The following is a 20,084-nucleotide window of genomic DNA, read 5'->3' as shown; positions in this document are numbered from 1 at the left end:
CAGTCAACAATTTTTTTCCTGCATCTTATTTATTTTTGCTTCGCTTCATGAAATGCTGCTTTCACTTTATCCAACAGGTCTTTATCCGAAATCAATTTATACCCTGTAAGTGCAAGGGCTTTTGCTCCGGTCAGGATGGCTTTGTCTCCAGCAGGAGATTTGGCACAGTCGCGGAATTCATTCGTATGGGCAATCAGCTCATCATGGCCAATTTTTATATAAGGATGTGCTGTCGGCACTACATGGCTTACATTACCTGCATCCGTCGAGCCAAAGCCACTCTCTTTTCGAGGACCCACTGCTTCCCCTAATTGAGCCAGTTCTTCTTTTAACAGTTCATCCAGAACTGGATTAATGACAAAATCGAGTACTTCATTTTGGAAACGTTCAACTTTAACCGTACTTCCTGTGGCAAGTGCTGCCCCTTCGGCAACAGCACGTATTTTATTGGATACTTCTTGGCAAAGTTTCCATGTTGTTGCTCTAATGTAAAACCTGGCCGAAGCATATTCAGGAATGATGTTAGGCGCTTCCCCGCCATTGGTGATGATTCCGTGAATCTTGACCTCGGCTGGGAGCTGCTGACGCAAAGCATTAATGCCATTGAACAGCTGAATCACCGCGTCAAGTGCATTCACGCCTTCTTCAGGTGCAGCTGCTGCATGTGCTGACTTCCCGTAAAAATGAAAATCAAGGGGGTCGACTGCCAAAAATGGACTTGTGACACGCGTTTGCCCTCCAGGATGGATAAGGATTGCCGCATCCACCCCATCAAATAGACCGTGCTTCACAAAGCTGCCTTTTGCACTTCCATTCGGCCCGCCCTCTTCTGCCGGTGTTCCGAAAACAATCACCTCTCCGCCCGTATCCTCCAGCACTTGAGCCAAGGAAATGCCTGCTGCAACACTCGTTGTGCCGATGATATTATGGCCGCAAGCATGACCTAAACCGGGCAATGCATCATACTCGGCTAAAAAGGCAATTGTGGGCCCTTTCTTTGAAGAGGTTTTTTTGGCGATGAATCCTGTTTCATGTCCGGCTATATTGCGGGTCACTTCAAATCCTTCATTTCGAAGTATTCCGGTTAATGTATCCGAAGCGAAGAATTCTTGATTCCCAATTTCGGGTTTGGCATGAATGGCTTGACTCGTTTCGATATATAATTTGGAATGAAGGTCGATGTGATCTTCAATGATCTGCTGATGCTGCACTAATTCTCTCGCCATATTCTTATCTCCCCTTTTTGGTGTAAGGAACCGGATAGGCATCGTGAATCCATCCGGCATTCCTTCACTTGTTCTAAATCATTATTTTTCATTAGCTGGTTTTGTCCAAGCATCCTGGTAATTCAATAATTCATCTACAGAAACATATGCAGGAATGGTGTTTCCTTTAAACGTTTTTTCAATGAACGCTTCCACTTTTTTCGATTGATAAAGCTCCACTAATTTTTGCAGCTCAGGACGATCGGCATTACCCTTTTTAACTGCAATGATATTAATATATGGTTTCGCCGTTTTACTTTCATGGAATAAAGAATCTTTTAAAGTAAGGCCTGCTTCGACGGCAAAGTTATTATTGATGGCTGACGCATCGGCATCATCCAATAGACGCGGTGTATTGCCAGCAGCAACAGGTTGGATTTTCAAGTTTTTCGGATTTTCCTTAATGATTTCCAATGATCCCGATCCGTTGAATTCCTCTTTCAATGTAATCAATCCAGCTTCCTGAAGAAGAAGCAGTGCACGGCCAAAGTTTGTTGCTTCATTCGGAACGGCAATCGTAGCGCCATCCGGAAGATCCTTGAGATCTTTATGTTTTTTCGAATAAAGGCCCATAGGCGCAATGACAGTCGACCCGATTGCCTCTAATTTCAGATTTTGGTCTTGAACGAATTCATCGAAGTAAGCGACCGTTTGGAATGAATTGGCATCAATTTCACCTTCACTTAAAGCAAGGTTCGGTTGGATATAATCATTGAAAGTGACCAATTCGATATTAAGCCCTTCCTCTTTCGCTATGTCGACAATGTATTCCCATGTTCTTGTATCCCCGCTGCTGACACCGACTTTTACTGTTTTCACATCATCCGAACCGCCTGATGCACCTTCTTCTTTCCCGCATGCTGCAGACACGATGGCCAATGCCAATACTATGATCGTTAATAAGATTTTCTTCATTTCTCCTACCTCCTGTTATTTTTATCTTCTTCTGATTTTTCTTGAAACAAAATTCCCAGTGGATTGCAATAATTGAACGATGATCACGAGCGCCGCCACTGTGACGATCATCGTCATCGTATCAAACCTTTGATAACCGTAAGCCAAAGCTAAATCTCCGACCCCGCCTGCACCGACGGCACCTGCCATGGCCGTAGATCCAACAAGCCCGATTGTCGCTGTTGTAAATGTAAGAATCAACGAACTGAGTCCCTCGGGAATCAAAAAGCGATAAATGATTTGCCATGTCGTCGCCCCCATCGCCTGAGCTGCCTCGATGATCCCTTTGTCCACTTCCAAAAGGGAGTTCTCCACAAGCCTGGCGATATAAGGAGCCGCATAAAAGATTAACGGAACAATGGCCGCATTCGTTCCGATCGCACTGCCTACAATCATTCTCGTAAACGGAATAAGTGCTACAAGCAAGATGATGAAAGGAACCGACCGCAATATATTGATGATCGGGTTCAATACATTAAAGACCCATTTATTCTCCAGGATGTGACCCTTTCTTGTAATGACAAGCAGGATACCGAGCGGAAGCCCAATCAATCCGGAAAATACCAATGAGATGGCTACCATATAAAGTGTGTCACCGAAAGCTGTTGACAGCTGATCTGCCGTTATTTCCATTCCCCAAAGCGTATTACCCATTTATCTGCACCTCCTGGACGAGAATCCCCTCATCTTTAATATACTGATAAGCCTTGTCCACCTCATTTTTGTTCCCGGTCACTTCGATGATCAAATTCCCGAAAGGCGTTTCCTGAATTTCAGAAATATTGGCTGATAAAACACTTAAATGAACATCATATTTCTTCGAGATCGTTGAAAGTAAAGGAGTTCCCGAAGTAGTCCCAATAAAATTAATTTTCCAAATAACCGGGATATGGGACCCTATGCTTTTTAGGAAACTTTGTGGAATTTCGTCATGTATGACCGTTCTCACGAAGTTTTTTGCAATATCCGTTTGCGGCTTCGCAAACACTTCGAAAACCGAACCTTGTTCAACGACGCATCCGCCCTCCATGACCGCTACCTTATTGCAAATTTCCCTAATGACAGACATCTCATGAGTGATTAGCAGAATCGTAATATTGTATTCTTTATTGATTTTCTTTAAGAGCTGCAGAACTGCACTCGTTGTTTGTGGATCCAATGCCGACGTAGCTTCATCACACAATAAGATCGATGGATTGGTAGCCAATGCTCTCGCAATGCCAATCCGCTGCTTTTGACCGCCGGATAATTGTTCCGGATAACTCTTTGCTTTGCTTGATAAGCCAACGAACTCCAACAGCTCGCCTACCCGCTTTTTGATTTCTTTACCAGGGGTTCCCGATAAAATCAGCGGCATGGCGATATTATCAAAAACAGTCTTTGAGTTTAGCAAATTGAAATGCTGAAAGATCATCCCGATTTTTTTCTTTTCTGCCCGCAATTCCCTCGGGTTCAATTTGGTTAAATCCTTGCCCCCAACAATCACCGAACCATCTGATGGATGCTCAAGCAAATTGACCAACCTGATCAACGTACTTTTCCCGGCCCCGCTATAACCGACTACACCGAATATATCCCCCTTTTCAACTGTCAAATTAATGCCCTTCAAAGCCTCGACAGTCTGTTTCTTTGTTTGATAAACCTTTTTAACATTTTGAAACTCAATCATCCAATCTCCCCCCATGCTGTTTATTTGTACGAATTCATTATCCAGAGAAGAGCTTTGCAAAGTTTCATAATGATAGGGTTAAATTTTTGGAATTTACGAGTAAATCTGCGAAATTCACGAGTAAATGCTCGAAACTCACGAGTAAATACACCAATACTCCAAATAACCATATACATTTTGAATAAACAAAAGAGGCCTCTTCCGTCATCAGACAGAAGAGGCCTCTTTTAGACATAAAAAAGAGTAAACTCTTAAATTAATTATCTAAGGAAAGCTCCTTCTTATCTTTCAAACTTTCGTCCGTTGGAATTAGCACAGTATTTTTACAAAAGTAAAAACCCGCTGCCGAGGTATCATAGGGCCAAGTCCCTCCACATCTCTTGATAAGAATTAACGTTATATTTAATTATGTCCTTCACTATATATTCTAATTTCTCTAAAGTCAACCATATTTTTTTCGTTCTAAATATTTTCATAGTATAGTGAATTGATGCTTTTTAAGTTATATTAATATAATTTTATTTCATTTTTATAATGATTTACTCATTCTCCATACAAGGTATTTTTCATTTTCTTCCCTTATCTTCATCATGCCTGAATTCGTATATAAACGAATCGCCCTTCCATTATCCGGAGAGAACCCTTAAATGATATTCAGAGACATTAAATTGCCTGAAAAAGTTTTCTGCGTAGTGAACCAATTCCTTGCCAAGGCCTTTACTGCGGTAATCGGGAATAAGATAAAAAAGATTCACATAGCCAATCTCTGTTCCTTCATACTCACGAATTTGAAGTTCCATTTGTCCAATCGGTTCTTGTTCCTTTTCAATGATCACCTGTCCATCCGGGAATTTGCGGACCCGCTCTTTCATTCGTTGCAGATATGTATTTTCATCTCCAAAACCATCTTCAGATCCAAAACTTACAACATAGGAATCTTTCCTGAATTTAATGATAATATCTTTATCCTTGTCCGTATCAATGGTACGAAAGATCAACTTCATTCACCCCTATCAATTTAGTGAAATAGTTTTCAACTCAACAAAAATCATTTTACTTACGCTCATTTATGATATTTTCTTTTTCATAAAAATAGGCTTAACGGGGCCCTTTCGTTTTTGTGCCTTGATGAAAAAACATTTGCCACCTTCCATTCGTACATGTCCAGATTGAACTCCTTAAGGTATGTTCCACTTTATCTTCATCAAAAATCCGGTATGTCGTTAACACGGTGTCCTCAGACAATGGATGCATATCAAATTGACTTAGTGTCATTTTCACCGCTCCGGCTCCCTCTTGCCCCACAAAATCGGTTTTAGACCAGATGTTACCCGAACTGCCGAACTCAAAGAAATCATCTTTCAATAATAATGAAAGCTCTTCTGGTGATGTACGGACTTCAGATTTTAACAATTTCTCCTCCAGCAGATACAAATGCTCTTTTAACAACGAAGATTCACTTTCCATTCATCTGGTCCTCCTTTTTCAGCTATTGGTGAAATTCATGATCCATGCTGGCAAAGATTTTTTATCCAGTTGCTTGCTGATTACCAGTTGGTTAATATTTGCGGTCAGCAGCATTTTTTTCTTTTTCGTTTTTAACCGTTTTTACCTAACCTATTTTCTTATTAAGAAACTGGACTCACGACGGATTTCTAAGTGTTAAGAACAATTTATTCCACAATACTAGCGGTAATTCCTTTTTGACTGCCATTCGATGCGAACTATTCCTTACTAAAACCGAATAATAGGGTCCTCAAAAAAGATCATTCCGTCCTACATCACTCCCACACCCAGCTTCATCATTGATTCCATAAAAAGAAGGAGCTGCAAATGGCAGCTCCTTTTTCTGTGCATACGTTTGTTTTCCCATCAGTGTTATCGTGATAGGGTACCTTGCAGACGGTTCGTTTCGGCGATTACTTTTTCTTCATCGATTGTTAAGCAGCGGCCATCTTTCACGACCATTTTGCCATCGATGTATACATCACATACATCATTTCCGCGTGCTGCATAAAGCAGGTGCGAATAGGCTTCACTCAGCGGCTGCAGGTGTTCTTTGTTATATGGGTAAATGGTGATGAAATCTGCTTTTTTACCAGCTTCCAGTGATCCTGTATGGCCCATGCCTATCGCTTCGGCTCCCATTCTTGTGGCCATGGCGAGTGCTGTTTGGGCAGGAAATTTGGTGGCATCCTTATAGATTCCTTTTTGCAGTAATGCAGCTGTCCTCATTTCTTCGAACATATCGAAGTTGTTATTGGAGGCGACGCCATCTGTTGCTACTCCCACTTTAATGCCTGCATCAAGAAGACTGACGACATCGGCAATTCCAGATCCAAGCTTCAGGTTACTGATTGGGTTATGGGCAACGCGGACATCATGCTGTTTTAGTATCGCCCGCTCTTCGTCATTGAGAACCACACCATGTGCCATCACGGTAGGCTGGTCGAACAGACCTAGACGGCGAAGGTGCTCGACAGGACGGGAGCCGTAACGCTTTTCGATGTCGAGGATTTCAAAGTCCGTTTCCGATACGTGGATGTGCACCATCAAATCATTCTCTTTTGCAATCCGTGCACTTTCCATGATTGCTTCAGGTGTGCAGGCATATGGGCTATGTGGTGCGACCATGGTAGTCAGGCGGCCACCGGCAAACGTTTTATAGTTTTTTGAAAACATTTCTGCCCCCATGAGGTTCGCTTTTTGGTCTTTTTCGGTACCCAAGCTGAAGATCGTGTAGGAAAAGGCTCCGCGCATTCCCGTTTCACCTATCGTCTCCATGACAGCACCTGCATCTATTCCATTAGGATTAAACATATCCGAAAATGTCGTGGTTCCTGATTTCATCATTTCCATAATGCCAAGCTGAGTGCTTACAGAGGCGATTTCCGTTGTAAACTGGCTTTCAAGCGGCCATATTTTCGTTTCAAGCCATGGCTTCAACAGCATATCGTCCCCGATACCGCGTAAAAGGGTCATTACAATATGCGAATGGGCATTCACAAGGCCTGGCATGATCCATTTCCCGCCAAGGTTGACCACTTGATCTGCATCTGCCAATTGTTGTTCATCATGCTTGCCGATGTAGGATATGGTATCATCTTGTACAATCATCATGCCGTTTTCAAAGATTTGATTTTCCTTGTCCATAGTAAAAAATGTAGCATTCACATATATTGTTTTCATAAGTAGTTCCTCCAAAGTCGTATCATGTAGCAACATGTTCTATTCCGCATTCTAAACTAGTACCTTACAGGTAATCAAGTAATTCCATATTATCAGGGGCCATTTCCATTTACCTTAGGAACCTATTGGAAGAGCTCCAAGATGAATGACCCCTTCAATATATCCGTTCAATCAGCCAACCGCCTTTGCAATTGAGCATGCGAAATCAGTTGCTTAAGAAAATCTTCCCTCCATTGCTCGGGACCATAATGGCTTCTTGCATATCTTGAAGGCTGTAGTAGGAAGCCGGCATCATGAACTTCAATCTTTTATCATTAATGAAACCCATCAAAAGGTTAAACGTTTCATGCCAAGTTTGAATGGAAGCCTGCTGATTCCAATGCCGAAGATGAAACATTTGAACATTCACTTTTGTCCTTTGTGAAATTTTTGCCCAATTTACAGACTGTCCTGATAAAAGACCGATCGTTAATAAGATGCCATTAGGCCGAACACAAAAAGCTAGCTCTGAACCATCGATGCCGCCCACTGAATCTATGGCCGCTTTCGCTCCGCGCCCATTCGTCCATTCCATCACGGTATCATTCAATGATGATTGGGACGTATCGATTACATATGAAGCACCAAGCTTAAGCAGTTCTTCCGTATACTTACTGTTTCTCGTTACAGCAATCAGCTTAAATCCAAGTATCTTGGATAACTGAGCAAAGATACGGCCAATGGAAGATCCGCAAGCATTTACAAGTAATACATCGTCCGGTTTCAATGCCAATACTTCTGTACAGATTAGCCATGCGGTTATCGGATTTATATATAATTGCGCTGCAATATAATCCTCGATCGAATCGGGAATGACGATGGCCAAATCCGCAGATGTTTTAACATATTCCTGCCAGGTCCCTTCACCGCGCAAAGGCAGAACACGCTTGCCTATCAGCTCTTTCGAAACCGATGGACCCACCTCTTCTACAATGCCGACCCCTTCATAACCAGGTATGGAAGGCAAGGGAATTCGGTGGGAATATGCACCGCGAATGGGCAGCAAGTCAGACGGGTTAATGGGACGTGTAGTCATCCGAACGAGGGCCTCCCCTTCGGAAGGACTTTGAATAAATTTATTTTCAACCTTTAAAACCTTTTGCGGATTCCCGAACTCATAGAATTTAACACATTTGGCTTCCAAGATAATAGGTCTCCTTTAATATATTAGTCTTTCTATTTTATCATTTAAACTGAACCCACCTGGCACTTACAGAGCTTTTAACTCTGGGTTTATGCTCATGTATTGTGGTTTTTCACGTTTTAATCCTCTTTCCATAAATTTGTCGTTATGAATCTTCTTATTTTTCCAAGCATATGGTTTATAAAACATTTGTTTTATACAAGGGGTGAAGAGATTGAATAAAGTAGGAAAAAATGATTTTGTATCTGGGTTCGTACCACATCATAATCATGGATCTGTTGATTATACTTCCATAGCGGACGGCCATGTCCATCAATGTTTAGATGTAACTTCCCCGCCAATTCCATCACAAGAGGGAGAACATATTCATTATACTGAAGGATATGTGTTATTTGAGGATGGACATACCCATTATTATAAGGCTTATTCGGGACCACCCATTCCGGTTGGAAATGGTATGCACGTTCACTATTACGATTTTTACACAACGGAAGATGATGGGCATAAACATAGAATTAAAGGGGTCGACCAACCTGCTCCAGGGAATAAATAAGATACATGATAAACAAAAAAACATCAGGGGGATGTGAAATCCCCCTGATGTTTTTTTGCCTCCGATAGTCTGACTCTAAATCACTGATCTTGAGATAAACCAATTGGAATGCATAGGGGCGTTTGATCAACAGGATTTTCAATAATGCAGCATTCCAGTCCGAAGACGTCCTTGATCATCTCTTTTGTAAAGACCGTTTCAGGAGGTCCTTCTTTATAGATTTTCCCCTTCTTGATGCTGATCAGATGATCGGCATACTGTGCCGCTTGATTCAAATCATGCAGTACCATGACGATCGTGCGCCCATGAGTGAAGTTTAAATCGCGCAGTAATTCCAATATTTCAATTTGGTGCGCTAAATCCAGATAGGTTGTCGGTTCATCCAACAGTAATAGGTCGGTTTCTTGTACCAAAGCCATCGAAATCCATGCCCTTTGCCTTTGTCCTCCAGATAATGCATCCAATGTCCGATCAGCGAATTCCGTCATTTTTGTTGCGGATAATGCACGGTCGACTATGGCATGATCTTCCGGGGTTTGTCTGGAAAATAAGCCTTTGTGCGGATGCCTGCCATAATAGCATAGTTCTTTAACGGTTATATCTTCAGGAGCTTCCGGAGCTTGGGGTAAGATAGCCAATTTCTTTGCCACATCCTTGGAAGATTGAAGATGAATGGCTTTTCCATCTAAATAGATCGTGCCTTGCTGAGGTGTTAATAATCTGGCTAGAGACCGTAGGATGGTAGATTTGCCACACCCATTGGAACCTATGATTATACTGATCTTACCTTCAGGAATTTCTAAATCGATATTATCGATGATTTGAGTTGATCCATAAGAGAGGGAAAGATGCTCTGCTGATAATGTTGTCATGATATTCCGCCTTCCTTATGTTATTTTTCGTTCTCGGCGTAATAGATATAAAAAATATGGCACTCCAATCACCGCAGTGATGATTCCCGCGGGTATTTCTATTGGAGGGAATAATCCTCTTCCCAGGCTATCGGCAACGAGTAGAAAGATGGAACCGAAAAGAGCTGAAGCAGGAAGCAAAACCTTGAATTTTGACCCTACCACCCTCCGTGCGATATGGGGGGCAATTAAACCAATGAATCCGATGGAACCAACCGCCGCTACACAGACTCCGATTAATATGACAGAAACACTTAACAATATATAACGCAGTAATTTTGATCTTTCACCGAGACCTGTAGCTATATCGTCGCCAAGGCTAAGTACATCCATTTTAGAAGTTAAGGCAATCAATACCGGGACAAGGACAAGAAATGGAAGCAAAATGAATACTTGATCCCATCCTCTTCCCCATAGACTGCCAGTCAACCACAGCAGTGTCGTGTTTACATCATCCGGGAACTTGACCATGAAATACTCTATCCCCGCTTGACATATGGCCCCTAAAGCAATTCCTACCAAAGCTATTGTATTTGGCTGAGCACCTTTTTTATAAACAAATATCATCAAAATTGCCGCCATGACCGCCGCTCCGATAAAAGCTGAAAGAGGCAGAATGATAATGGGCGATTGCGGAAATAAAACGATGACTATAACCGCTGCCAAACCGGCCCCTTTTGTTACCCCAATCACATCTGGAGAAGCCAACGGATTTCGAAGGACCCCTTGCAGAATGGCTCCAGCCGTTGCCAATCCGGCCCCCACTATCACGGCAATTAAAATACGTGGTATGCGATAGTTGTGCAGAATGAACGCCTGGCTTTGCATGCCATTTCCAAGGAAATTTTGGAGAATTTCTAAAGGTGAGATATAAATGGCCCCTAAGCCCAGGCTCACCAATGCTAAAATCAGCATAATAACCGTCAGCATCAGGAGAATTGAATAAGGGTGTAAAGTTGATTTCAACCCAAATGTCCGTTTTAGTTTCATTGCTTAATATTCCTCCCTCTCTTCGCTAAGTAAAGGAAGAATGGCGCACCGATTATAGCTGTTACGATGCCTACCGGCGACTCAAAAGGATAAGCGATAAACCGGGCGAGAATATCTGCGTAAACCAAGAGTAATGCGCCGAACAATGCAGAAAAAGGAATGATTCTCCGATAATCCCCTCCCACCAGCCTCCTGACGATATGAGGAATGATCAAACCTACAAAGCCTACCGGTCCTGCGACGGCAACCGAAGATCCTGCCAAAATGATCACCAATATTCCTGCCAAAATACGGATTCGGTTCACGCGCTGCCCAAGTCCCTGCGCCATATTTTCTCCTAAGACAAGGATAGAAACAGATCGAGAGAACAAGGCAGCGACAAGTAGCCCGAAGAAAGACCAAGGAAGAATCATGTTAACGTGTGCCCATGTTTTCCCATTAATAGACCCGACTAACCAATAGAGCACATCTTTCGCTTGTTCATTAAAGATGATCATTCCTTGCGTTAAAGAAGATAAAAAAAAGTGAACAGCCATTCCGGCCAATGCCAGCTTTACTTGGGTCATCCCTCCTCCCGAAGCAAAAGAATAGACTGCCATCCCTCCCACTGCTGCACCAATGAATGCAACGCAAACTAGAGATATGGAAGAAAGGTTAGGAAAGAAAACGAACGCGGACACAATAAAAAATGAGGCACCGGCATTAACTCCAAACACTTGTGGAGAAGCTAATGAATTCCGGGTAATAGCCTGCATGAGAGCCCCCGCCACCGCTAAATTGGCACCGACCAATGCTCCAACTAAAGCCCGGGGCAATCGAAGGGTCCTTATAATAGTTTGTTCCTTGGACGAGTCGGCATCAAAAAAGGACTTCAAAACCATTGATGCATCTATATCGGCCGCTCCCACAGAAATACTCGTCAGGATTCCTAAAATCAGCAAAACGATTCCAGCGATAGCGGTACAATACACTTTCAGTTTACTTCTAGCTACAGTTTCCATCGCTATACAACACACTTCCTAACTAAATTTAAACCTAATGGAAAGCGAAGTAAGAATGGGATCTCTTACTTCGCTTTTGTTCCTTTATTTTTCACCAAGCATGTTTAAAGTGTCTTTAGCAATGGCCTCCGCTGATACAACACCACGGTATCTCGTCCATAAATCTCGATCAACACTATACACTTGTCCGCTTTTTACAGCCTTCAGGTCTTTCCAAAGAGGATTGTCTTTCCACTCATCAGTAAGTAACTTACCCTCATTATTCGCTAGAAGCAACACATCCGGATCAATCTCGACAAGCTGCTCCAGGTTCATCTCGGCATGTGGCTGTTTCTGCTGAATGGCATTTTTCAATCCCATGCGTTCAAGTAATTCCCCATCATAAGAAGAAGAAGTATGAGCTTGGAATGAAGTATCTCGTACAACTGCAGGTAAAACCGTCATATTTGAATCAACAGTAAGTTTTGCTTTAAGTTCCTTAATCGTTTTTTCATGCTCGCTCAATCTTTTTTCTGCAGCATCTTCCTTATTCACTGCCTTTGCAATCGTTTTAAAAGAATCCAAGTTTTCTTGATATGTAGATTCCCGGCTTTTTAAGACAATGGTAGGAGCAATCTTCTGTAAATCTTTATAAATCCCTTTATGCCGCTCAGCATCTGCAATGATTAAATCCGGCTGTAAAGAACTGATCACCTCTAAATTAGGCTGCTCACGTGTTCCTACAGAAGTATAATCCATTTCTTGACCTACAAGTTTTGTAATCATATCTTTTTTGTTGTCATCTGAAATCCCGATAGGTTTTATCCCTAGAGCATTTAAAGAATCAACGAAAGATAACTCAAGCGTGACGATTTTTTTAGGAGTATTTTTAATTTCCGTTTCTCCCATTTCATGCTTAATCGTCCTTGTTTCTTGATTACTTGTTTCGGCAGATGTCTTCTCTGCTTCTGTTGTTTTTTGAGAATTATTACATCCTGATAACATCATCATAATCGTGAATAACAGGATTAATGCTCCTCCCCCAAACGTTCTTACTTTTCTAGATTCTCTCATTTTTCGCACCCTTTCCGTCATCTATACCTATTTAACTTCTTACCCAACGAATACTTCATAATTGAAAATGATTATCATTATCCTGCTGTTATGATAAAGTCATAGACTGATACCGTCAATATTAATAAAATTTTGTGAATAAAAATCATTTTGGCCATTAAGGCAACCTGCATGCATTTTATTGTTTACAGCAACTTCTGATTCGTGAAGTAAAAAGACACCTATGATAGCCTTAGATTATCAATATTCACCAGTTAATAAATATGACAAGTTTTATTTAAAGGAAGCGGAAAGCGAGTGCCTGAAGAGGAAATCAACGTTCAAATTATAAAACCTAAATTTTTTGTTCGTAAAGATTGTTGTTTGCTTAAATTACATTAACAAAAAAAGCAAATTCATTTTTTCCGTTTTATGTAAAATATAGATAAATTACAACTAATTGATCAATATTGGAGGATAGCATGGAGTGGGTTATATGATTAGAAGTAAATATTTGAAAGTTATAATACCGTTAGCTCTCATAGCAATCTGCGTTTATTGGTATTACTCAAGTATAGTAATATAAGGAACTTCAGAAAATGGAATGTGGAAGGTAACTTATTCGAAAAATATAGATTCCAGTGAACCTATCGATAGTTTTGAAGAAGGAAGGGCGGAAGATGGTAAAATTACTGTTCTGCATCCTTTTTCAGATGATTTTCACTTAGGACCTAAGCCATCAAAAGGCACAGTTGTGTCCGTAGTTTGGGAACATGATGATGAATCTCATACCAATATTGTTAAAATTAGGTAGATATTAAATAGACAGCAGAAATGCTGTCTACTTTAATGGATATATTCTCCCTTGGTATCCAACAAAGCGCGTCCAAGGGAGAGGCCACAAACGCAAAGTGTGCCGAGGGCGGACCCGCGGAAAGCGAGTGCCCTACGTACCAATCCACGTTCAAATATCATAAGCAAGATTGGATCTTCTTTTGCCTTCCAGATTATTTTAGTGAAACATCCCCTTTAAAAAGCGATACAGTCCATCTTCTCTATATGAATGCTCCGTCACTTCATCGGCTTGTTCTTTGACCAGGTCCGTGGCGTTTTTCATGGCAACGCAATGCCCGGCGAGTTTAAATAGCGGGAGGTCATTTTCGCCATCGCCTACTGCCAGGATATTTTCCGGTACTAGCTGGAAATGCTTCAGCAGCAGTTGGACGCCTGTTGCTTTTGTGATGCCTTCCACGGTCACTTCTACATTATGATGGGTGGAGGAAGCTGTGGTAAAGGCATTGTACTGCTTGATTTTCCCCAATTCCGCTTTCCATTTTCGAATCGTATTCATTTCATTGCTGAAGAAGTAGATTTTGGCTACGCTGCTTATATCCAGTTGTTCTGACCATCTTATTTTGTCTTCCACTGCATCCTGTCTTGATAGCCATTCATTTTCATCGACTGTCTCAGGCTTTGGCATCAAACCTTGTTTAACCATATAGTCTTTATCTTTAAGTAATGCCATCCGTGTTCCATCGTTCGGATGAACTTCGTAAAAAATCTCTTCCGCTCCTGCTTTGGCGACTAATTCCTCCACAAGTTCCGTCGACAGGGCGTGTTCGACAATCTGTTTCTTTCCGATAAATACGGACATTCCATTGGCGGTCACCATTCCATCGGCTTCCATGCCGGACGGCAAAACGTCCCTCATTTCTTCCAGCGTCCTTCCTGTTGCAATGAAAATCAGCTTCCCTCTTTCCCTGAGTTCGCCTATGTATTGTTCCAGCGTTTCATTCACAGTATTTCTTTCGTTCAATGTCGTGCCATCCAAATCGAGCACAATTGCTTTGTTGGTCATGCAAATCACCTCAAAAATCCAAATGATGATGAAAATGCCAACAGCCCATTATCTATAAAGATTTTAGGCTGTTGGTTTCATTCATTTATTTATTTTTGTTTCTTTACCTTATCAGTATAACAGTTTAGGATAATCCTAAAAGTTTCATGACGCTTAGGATCAAGAGACCGACCACACCGAAGTCCGAATCACCAAATGTGGTACCTTCAAACCCTACATCCCCCAAGAAGACCAGGAGTATTGCCGGCAGGAAACTAATGATGAGCCCGTTGGCAAAGGATCCAAGCATCGCTCCGCGTCTGCCTCCTGTGGCATTTCCGAATACCCCTGCTGCAGCTCCGGTGAAGAAATGCGGTACGAGCCCCGGAACGATTACTTTCAATCCAAGTACCGGAAGGAGGAACATGGATAATAGTCCAGCCAAGAAACTGAATAGGAACCCGATGATTACTGCATTTGGAGCGAATGGAAAGATGGTCGGACAGTCCAATGCAGGTTTTGTATTCGGCGCGACTTTATCGGCAATCCCTTTGAATGCAGGGACGATTTCAGCAATTAACATCCGTACCCCTGCAAGGATGATGTAGACTCCTGCAGCAAATGTTATCGCCTGGATGAAAGAGAATACGATGAAGTTCGAACCGCCGGATAATTCCGTTTCAATATAGTTCTGTCCGGCAAACAAAGCGACGATCACGAAGAACATCGTCATCGTAAGCGATACAGCAACTGATGTGTCCCTCAGGAATCCTAAAGATTTAGGAACCTTGATTTGCTCTGTCGTTTTTTCCTTATTTCCAAACCATTTTCCAACTGTCGCGGATACAAAATATCCGATTGTCCCGAAATGGCCGATGGCAAAATCATCGGTTCCGGTAATCTTCCGTACGTATGGCTGAAGGAGGGCTGGGAACATCACCATGCATATTCCCAATAGAATGGAACCGACCAAGATAAGCGGAAATCCGTTGAGCCCGCCGACCGATAGCGTGACTGCAAGTAAACAAGCCATGAATAAGGTATGGTGTCCCGTTAAGAATATATATTTAAATGGCGTGAAACGAGCCAGCAAAACATTGACAACCATACCAAAAACCATGATAAGTGCAGTCGAAGTCCCAAAATCACTTTGGGCGGCTGCGACAATGGCTTCGTTATTCGGTATGACGCCTTGTACATTGAATGCATGATCAAACATTTTACTGAATATATCAAGGGCGCCAATGAGCACTGCCGCTCCCGCTCCAATGATAATGAAGCCCATGACGGTTTTTAGCGTTCCAGATACAACATCCGCACTGGATTTCCGCTGTAACAGCAGTCCAATGAGGGCAAACAGCCCCACAAGTATGGAAGGTGTACCCAAGATGTCATTCATGATAAGTTCCAGCATTGCCTCTCCCCCTCTTCTTTATGTTTTCTCCTTATAGATGTGAAGCCAATTTCGATGTGATTTCAGGAATGCTCATCATGTTTTCCAGTGTGACGATTGTCCGGGTCCCATCATCCAGCTGACCGACAATATCCGCCGCTCCCAGGTAAATATCTGCCTGAACCGTTTTTGCGGATGCCAGATCCGTATGATCCACCTCGGCTGTCTTACCCATTTCCGTCAACGCTTTCTTCACATTCATCTCCATGATGAAGCTGCTGCCCAATCCGTTTCCGCATACTACCATGATTTTCTTCATATCAATCTCTCCTTTTTTTATCCTACATGCATGTCCAATTTAGATTTGATTTCAGGGATGCTCATCATATTCTCCAATGTGACGATCGTCCGGGTTCCATCATCCAGCTGACCGACAATATCCGCCGCTCCCAGGAAAATATCCGCCTGAACCGTTTTTGCGGATGCCAGATCCGTATGATCCACCTCGGCCGTCTTCCCCATTTCCGTCAACGCTTTTTTCACATTCATCTCCATAATGAAGCTGCTTCCCAATCCGTTCCCGCATACTACCATGATTTTCATTCCGCTTCCTCCTTCGAATATTTATGAACGTACTCCATAAGGACCGATTTATCTGAAGTGCTTAAAATTTCTTCTATATTGGCTGGTTCATTCAATAATTGAGTGAGCTGGATCAATGCCCGCAGATGCGAATCGTTATCCACTGCCGCCAAAATGATAATCAGGCGTACCGGTTTACCCGGCGCAAAGTCCACGGCTTCATCCAATTTCAGCAAACTCATGGATAAAGACCGGACCCCCTGCTCCGGACGTGCATGGGGAATCGCCACTCCAGGCGTTATCACTACATATGGTCCATTCATTTCTATCGCCTCGATCATGGCATCCACATATCGTTCCTCTACGGTTCCTAAGTCCACGAGAGGCTTGGCCGCGACTTGAATGCCTTCTTTCCAATCGGAAACATGCGGCTGTAATTGAATCGTTTGCATATTGAGGAGTTCTTCTAACACAGGCTTCTCTGCCTCCTTTAAAGAAAATTGGGTTATTTTTGGTGTATGGGTATACACATTCGACTTCAAAGCCTTTTCAAGCTGATCCTGTTCATGGATGGTTGCATACTTGGAAATGATCTTTAATAAAGCTGCAACATCCACACTTTCCGTCGTATATCCATACAATTCCTGCATGACCTGCTGGCGCAATGTATGTTTGTCCTGCATTTCCAAAATGGGCGGTACAACGAATAATGCCGCTTTTGTTCTCATATGCACCGTTGAAAAAACAAGATCGTACGACAGTGGGTATTCAGCCGCCTTTCTAACGGACAGAACGTCCAGGAACAATATATCCGGAAATAATTCCCTCAATGTATAAATGAGGATATTGCTGATGCCAATGCCATTCGGGCATACGACAATTGCCCGTTTTCGATCATCCAATGTCGTCCCTTGCCTGCGCAGCCATCCGCCAAAATAGACCGTGAAGTATGCGACTTCCTCTTCTGATACCGGACAGCCAATTTCTTTCTCCAACACCCACAGGGATTTTTTTGTCAAATGATGCAATTCAGGATAGACCTTCTGCACCCGTCCCGTCATCGGGTTCATTTGCGGGAGACCATACCGCAGGCGATGATATGCCGGTTTAAAATGAACGTATAATTGTTGGCATAGCTGTTCTTTGTCTTTCAGGTGAACAAATGCCAGCCTCTCGAACTCTGCCACGATTTCCTGCAAAAGGTGCTGAATGGCTTCATCATCCTTAAGAGGCGAAATATCCTTCGTTCGATTCATGCTCAGTAAATGTAAGGTGGCGTATAAGTTTTCCGTTTCGCTCCATACTGATTGAAAGGCATTCGTTCTGGTCATTTCCTCAACCATTTTGTATTCTTCCGTCGCAACAAACGGCGCCCAGCTCTGGTCTGCCTGTAACTCTTCCCCTTTTCCTATGAGCTGATCAGTACATAGAAATAAATAGCTCAGTTCATGAAGCCGTTCATCCGTAAAGGTGATGCCTAATTTACGTTCGATCCTTTCAAGCTGTAACCGGATCGAGCTGATTTGCTTTTCATGATTTCCCCATATGCACTCCATGATCAATTCACTATTGGGACTGTTCAGTACATCATGCACGAGACGTTCAATGATATATCTCTTTACTCGGGGTTCCCCAATCACCACATAGCCATCTTGTTTGGAATACTGGATCTTGAGCGATATGTCCCTGTTTTTCTCTTTAAGTCTTTTTAAATCCTTCAACACCGTATTACGTGAAAGCCCGGTGATCGTCTGGAAATGATAGACGGACAATTCTTCTGGGCTTAACAGGATCATCAGGTAAAAAACTTTTTCCCTATCTGCCTCTGAAAATATATAATTGCGTTTTGTCAGTTTTACATTCAATTCTTCATCCCTGATCGTTTCAGAAAAGGAGTAGCCCATTTCACGATTATATTGAATCGGTTGATATCCATGAAATTGGAGCCAGTCATTCGCTTTGCTCAGACCATATTGGATTTGCCTTCTCGTCAGACCTGTTTGGGCTTCAAGTTCTTTCATTTTTGAAATGGGCGAATGCTGTAATAGTTTTAGTAAATTGGCGCTTCTTTCATCTAAAAACATTCTCAATCCCTCTCCCTGCTTCTACGATATCTCACTTCTTATTAAAAATGTAGCGTTTCTAAGTCCGAATGTTGTCATAGGTACTGCACAATAATATACTCTTTAAACATTTGTGCACAATACCGCATCTTTTCTTAAGACATTATTTGTTTCGTAAGCGATTTACAATATAGAAAAGTTATTATGTACAAATTTGAGGCATATTGGAATGCATGATATAGAAGTCTGGGGGCGGGGTGAAGCTGAGGGTTTGGAATGATGGCCGTTTTAAAGGAGATAAACTTTGGCGATAGAATTCGGAATACGCATTCTTCACCAAATCAAATGAAAGGGAAAAACAACGTTCATATTTTACAAACCCTTTAGAAAAGTTCTAGCTTGATTTCAGAAATCCGCTCCCTTTCCGCCGACTGTCTGCCAAGCCTCATCAAAGCAAGCGTCTGTGGGGTTTCGGTTAGCCAGTTATTCGGCAGGAGTGTCGCAAATTTCTTCAATCAATAAGGGTTCATAAAACAGTAAAAAACCATTAAGGATTCTTGTCCTAAAATCATAGTTCAGTTCCATCTGAATTTAAAAACAAGGTTGATTGGAGCGGGTGTTCGAGACTCCTGCTTAGAAAGGCTCCCGGATCGCCCGCGGAAAGCGAGTGCCTGGAGAGGACAAATTCTACTAATCATAAAAAAACTGTAGGCAAACTCGATTTTCATCAAGTTTGCCTACAGTCCGAAAGGGGACAAATGTCCCCTCCTTCATTCAATCAGTGCGTTATCTTTATATCTTGCTGAAATCGCGCTGAGCTCCCCTATAGCTTCCGATTATATTTTGATAACCAGGAAGCTGGCTGGAAAGTAAAGCACCAAACCCTTCGACATCGTTGCGCCAATCACGTTGTAATTCGCACGCTACGCTAAACCAGTTCATAAGCTGTACACCGCCATGGGCCATACGTGCTAAAGCCGCATCAGCTACCTGTTTGCTGACTGTTCCAGAAGCATCCGTGACAGCGAATACTTCATAACCAGCGTTCAAAGCGGAAAGTGCCGGGAAAGCAACGCAGACATCCGTAACCACGCCCGCGATGATTAATTGTTTTTTTCCAGTTTCTTCGATTGCTTTAACAAAATCTTCATTATCCCATGCGTTAATTTGTCCAGGCCGAGCTATTTTTGGTGCGTGAGGAAAGAGTTCTTCCAATTCTTGCATAAGCGGTCCGTTTGGTCCGTTTTCAAAGCTTGTTGTTAAAATGACTGGCAAATCAAAAAACTTTGCGGTGTTGGCAAGAGCCATAACATTGTTCTTGAATTCATCAACACCATAATCACGCACTAGCCCTGAAATAAGACCGGTTTGATGATCCACTAGTAGAACGGCAGCATCATCTTGGAAATACGAGAATAGAGATCAGACATTTTTAAAGTCCTCCTTTTATTAAAGCTATCGA

The 20,084-nt window shown here is 42.3% G+C and carries 19 protein-coding genes, 2 pseudogenes and 1 riboswitch; of the genes and pseudogenes, 2 read left to right on the top strand and 19 right to left on the bottom strand.

The window, feature by feature from the left end; genetic code table 11:
• Nucleotides 1-29: 29 nt before the first annotated feature.
• The 9 genes and pseudogenes from J7J00_RS01495 to J7J00_RS01460 form a co-directional block, all read right to left on the bottom strand.
• Nucleotides 30-1,226 (bottom strand): M20 family metallopeptidase, encoded by a 1,197-nt coding sequence (locus tag J7J00_RS01495; RefSeq protein ID WP_214786858.1) that lies wholly within the window; start codon nt 1,224-1,226, stop codon nt 30-32.
• Nucleotides 1,227-1,307: 81 nt separating this feature from the next.
• Nucleotides 1,308-2,180, bottom strand: a complete 873-nt coding sequence (locus J7J00_RS01490) for a MetQ/NlpA family ABC transporter substrate-binding protein (RefSeq protein WP_214786856.1) — start codon at nt 2,178-2,180, stop codon at nt 1,308-1,310.
• Nucleotides 2,181-2,201: 21 nt separating this feature from the next.
• Nucleotides 2,202-2,852 (bottom strand): methionine ABC transporter permease, encoded by a 651-nt coding sequence (locus J7J00_RS01485; RefSeq protein ID WP_053537357.1) that lies wholly within the window; start codon nt 2,850-2,852, stop codon nt 2,202-2,204.
• A 13-nt stretch (nt 2,853-2,865) separates the two neighbouring features.
• A complete protein-coding gene (locus tag J7J00_RS28795; protein WP_396020466.1) occupies nt 2,866-3,249 on the bottom strand; it encodes an NIL domain-containing protein in 384 nt (127 codons plus the stop codon).
• A gap of 116 nt (nt 3,250-3,365) precedes the next feature.
• Nucleotides 3,366-3,888: pseudogene (locus J7J00_RS28790) on the bottom strand (methionine ABC transporter ATP-binding protein); the annotation flags it as partial.
• 278 nt (nt 3,889-4,166) lie between these two features.
• Nucleotides 4,167-4,278, bottom strand: a riboswitch (SAM riboswitch).
• Nucleotides 4,279-4,514: 236 nt separating this feature from the next.
• Nucleotides 4,515-4,886 carry a GNAT family N-acetyltransferase gene (locus J7J00_RS01475; RefSeq protein WP_214786852.1) on the bottom strand — a complete coding sequence of 124 codons (372 nt, stop codon included), beginning with the start codon at nt 4,884-4,886 and terminating at the stop codon, nt 4,515-4,517.
• A gap of 100 nt (nt 4,887-4,986) precedes the next feature.
• Nucleotides 4,987-5,355 carry a nuclear transport factor 2 family protein gene (locus J7J00_RS01470; protein WP_214786850.1) on the bottom strand — a complete coding sequence of 123 codons (369 nt, stop codon included), beginning with the start codon at nt 5,353-5,355 and terminating at the stop codon, nt 4,987-4,989.
• 411 nt (nt 5,356-5,766) lie between these two features.
• Entirely contained in the window at nt 5,767-7,077 is a 1,311-nt protein-coding gene (locus tag J7J00_RS01465) for an amidohydrolase family protein (protein WP_214786848.1), read from the bottom strand.
• Nucleotides 7,078-7,282: 205 nt separating this feature from the next.
• Nucleotides 7,283-8,260, bottom strand: a complete 978-nt coding sequence (locus J7J00_RS01460; protein ID WP_214786846.1) for a zinc-dependent alcohol dehydrogenase family protein — start codon at nt 8,258-8,260, stop codon at nt 7,283-7,285.
• A 214-nt stretch (nt 8,261-8,474) separates the two neighbouring features.
• On the opposite strand from J7J00_RS01460, the gene J7J00_RS01455 reads away from it, so the two are divergent.
• Nucleotides 8,475-8,813, top strand: coding sequence for a YmaF family protein (locus J7J00_RS01455; RefSeq protein WP_214786844.1), 339 nt, complete (start codon nt 8,475-8,477; stop codon nt 8,811-8,813).
• A gap of 80 nt (nt 8,814-8,893) precedes the next feature.
• Here the strand turns inward: J7J00_RS01455 and J7J00_RS01450 are convergent, their stop codons facing one another.
• From J7J00_RS01450 to J7J00_RS01435, 4 genes are all read right to left on the bottom strand, one after another.
• Complete coding sequence (locus J7J00_RS01450; RefSeq protein ID WP_214786842.1) at nt 8,894-9,685, bottom strand: ABC transporter ATP-binding protein; 792 nt, start codon at nt 9,683-9,685, stop codon at nt 8,894-8,896.
• A gap of 15 nt (nt 9,686-9,700) precedes the next feature.
• Nucleotides 9,701-10,714 (bottom strand): FecCD family ABC transporter permease, encoded by a 1,014-nt coding sequence (locus J7J00_RS01445; protein WP_214786840.1) that lies wholly within the window; start codon nt 10,712-10,714, stop codon nt 9,701-9,703.
• Nucleotides 10,711-11,715 carry a FecCD family ABC transporter permease gene (locus J7J00_RS01440; RefSeq protein ID WP_214786838.1) on the bottom strand — a complete coding sequence of 335 codons (1,005 nt, stop codon included), beginning with the start codon at nt 11,713-11,715 and terminating at the stop codon, nt 10,711-10,713. The genes J7J00_RS01445 and J7J00_RS01440 overlap by 4 nt, the downstream gene beginning before the upstream one ends.
• Nucleotides 11,716-11,799: 84 nt before the next feature.
• A complete protein-coding gene (locus tag J7J00_RS01435; RefSeq protein ID WP_214786837.1) occupies nt 11,800-12,768 on the bottom strand; it encodes an ABC transporter substrate-binding protein in 969 nt (322 codons plus the stop codon).
• Nucleotides 12,769-13,351: 583 nt separating this feature from the next.
• On the opposite strand from J7J00_RS01435, the gene J7J00_RS01430 reads away from it, so the two are divergent.
• On the top strand, nt 13,352-13,561 hold the full coding sequence (locus J7J00_RS01430) for a hypothetical protein (RefSeq protein WP_214786835.1): 210 nt from the start codon (nt 13,352-13,354) through the stop codon (nt 13,559-13,561).
• 198 nt (nt 13,562-13,759) lie between these two features.
• Here the strand turns inward: J7J00_RS01430 and J7J00_RS01425 are convergent, their stop codons facing one another.
• From J7J00_RS01425 to ycaC, 6 genes and pseudogenes are all read right to left on the bottom strand, one after another.
• Nucleotides 13,760-14,605, bottom strand: a complete 846-nt coding sequence (locus J7J00_RS01425) for an HAD family hydrolase (protein WP_214786833.1) — start codon at nt 14,603-14,605, stop codon at nt 13,760-13,762.
• 124 nt (nt 14,606-14,729) lie between these two features.
• Nucleotides 14,730-15,998 (bottom strand): PTS ascorbate transporter subunit IIC, encoded by a 1,269-nt coding sequence (locus J7J00_RS01420; RefSeq protein WP_214786831.1) that lies wholly within the window; start codon nt 15,996-15,998, stop codon nt 14,730-14,732.
• A gap of 31 nt (nt 15,999-16,029) precedes the next feature.
• On the bottom strand, nt 16,030-16,296 hold the full coding sequence (locus J7J00_RS01415) for a PTS sugar transporter subunit IIB (RefSeq protein ID WP_076372257.1): 267 nt from the start codon (nt 16,294-16,296) through the stop codon (nt 16,030-16,032).
• Nucleotides 16,297-16,313: 17 nt separating this feature from the next.
• A complete protein-coding gene (locus J7J00_RS01410) occupies nt 16,314-16,580 on the bottom strand; it encodes a PTS sugar transporter subunit IIB (RefSeq protein ID WP_063594735.1) in 267 nt (88 codons plus the stop codon).
• Nucleotides 16,577-18,643 carry a BglG family transcription antiterminator gene (locus tag J7J00_RS01405; protein WP_214786829.1) on the bottom strand — a complete coding sequence of 689 codons (2,067 nt, stop codon included), beginning with the start codon at nt 18,641-18,643 and terminating at the stop codon, nt 16,577-16,579. Before J7J00_RS01405 ends, J7J00_RS01410 begins: the two co-directional genes overlap by 4 nt.
• Nucleotides 18,644-19,414: 771 nt before the next feature.
• Nucleotides 19,415-20,052: pseudogene (gene ycaC / locus J7J00_RS01400) on the bottom strand (isochorismate family cysteine hydrolase YcaC).
• Nucleotides 20,053-20,084: the final 32 nt, after the last annotated feature.

Origin of the sequence: Bacillus sp. ISL-4 (assembly GCF_018613275.1) — a bacterium.
Taxonomy (GTDB): domain Bacteria; phylum Bacillota; class Bacilli; order Bacillales; family DSM-1321; genus Peribacillus; species Peribacillus simplex_E.
The sequence above is the reverse complement of the archived record's forward strand: the minus strand, read 5'-3'. Positions and strand labels throughout refer to the sequence as shown.

Bases quoted from the DNA above. Each gene is read 5' to 3' on its own strand.
- J7J00_RS01450 (WP_214786842.1), bottom strand. From the start codon at position 9,685: ATGACAACATTATCAGCAGAGCATCTTTCCCTCTCTTATGGATCAACT.
- J7J00_RS01435 (WP_214786837.1), bottom strand. From the start codon at position 12,768: ATGAGAGAATCTAGAAAAGTAAGAACGTTTGGGGGAGGAGCATTAATC.
- J7J00_RS01430 (WP_214786835.1), top strand. From the start codon at position 13,352: ATGTGGAAGGTAACTTATTCGAAAAATATAGATTCCAGTGAACCTATC.
- J7J00_RS01425 (WP_214786833.1), bottom strand. From the start codon at position 14,605: ATGACCAACAAAGCAATTGTGCTCGATTTGGATGGCACGACATTGAAC.
- J7J00_RS01410 (WP_063594735.1), bottom strand. From the start codon at position 16,580: ATGAAAATCATGGTAGTATGCGGGAACGGATTGGGAAGCAGCTTCATT.
- J7J00_RS01440 (WP_214786838.1), bottom strand. From the start codon at position 11,715: ATGGAAACTGTAGCTAGAAGTAAACTGAAAGTGTATTGTACCGCTATC.
- J7J00_RS01490 (WP_214786856.1), bottom strand. From the start codon at position 2,180: ATGAAGAAAATCTTATTAACGATCATAGTATTGGCATTGGCCATCGTG.
- J7J00_RS01465 (WP_214786848.1), bottom strand. From the start codon at position 7,077: ATGAAAACAATATATGTGAATGCTACATTTTTTACTATGGACAAGGAA.
- J7J00_RS01405 (WP_214786829.1), bottom strand. From the start codon at position 18,643: ATGTTTTTAGATGAAAGAAGCGCCAATTTACTAAAACTATTACAGCAT.
- J7J00_RS01415 (WP_076372257.1), bottom strand. From the start codon at position 16,296: ATGAAGAAAATCATGGTAGTATGCGGAAACGGATTGGGCAGCAGCTTC.
- J7J00_RS01495 (WP_214786858.1), bottom strand. From the start codon at position 1,226: ATGGCGAGAGAATTAGTGCAGCATCAGCAGATCATTGAAGATCACATC.
- J7J00_RS01445 (WP_214786840.1), bottom strand. From the start codon at position 10,714: ATGAAACTAAAACGGACATTTGGGTTGAAATCAACTTTACACCCTTAT.
- J7J00_RS01420 (WP_214786831.1), bottom strand. From the start codon at position 15,998: ATGCTGGAACTTATCATGAATGACATCTTGGGTACACCTTCCATACTT.
- J7J00_RS01485 (WP_053537357.1), bottom strand. From the start codon at position 2,852: ATGGAAATAACGGCAGATCAGCTGTCAACAGCTTTCGGTGACACACTT.
- J7J00_RS28795 (WP_396020466.1), bottom strand. From the start codon at position 3,249: ATGGAGGGCGGATGCGTCGTTGAACAAGGTTCGGTTTTCGAAGTGTTT.
- J7J00_RS01470 (WP_214786850.1), bottom strand. From the start codon at position 5,355: ATGGAAAGTGAATCTTCGTTGTTAAAAGAGCATTTGTATCTGCTGGAG.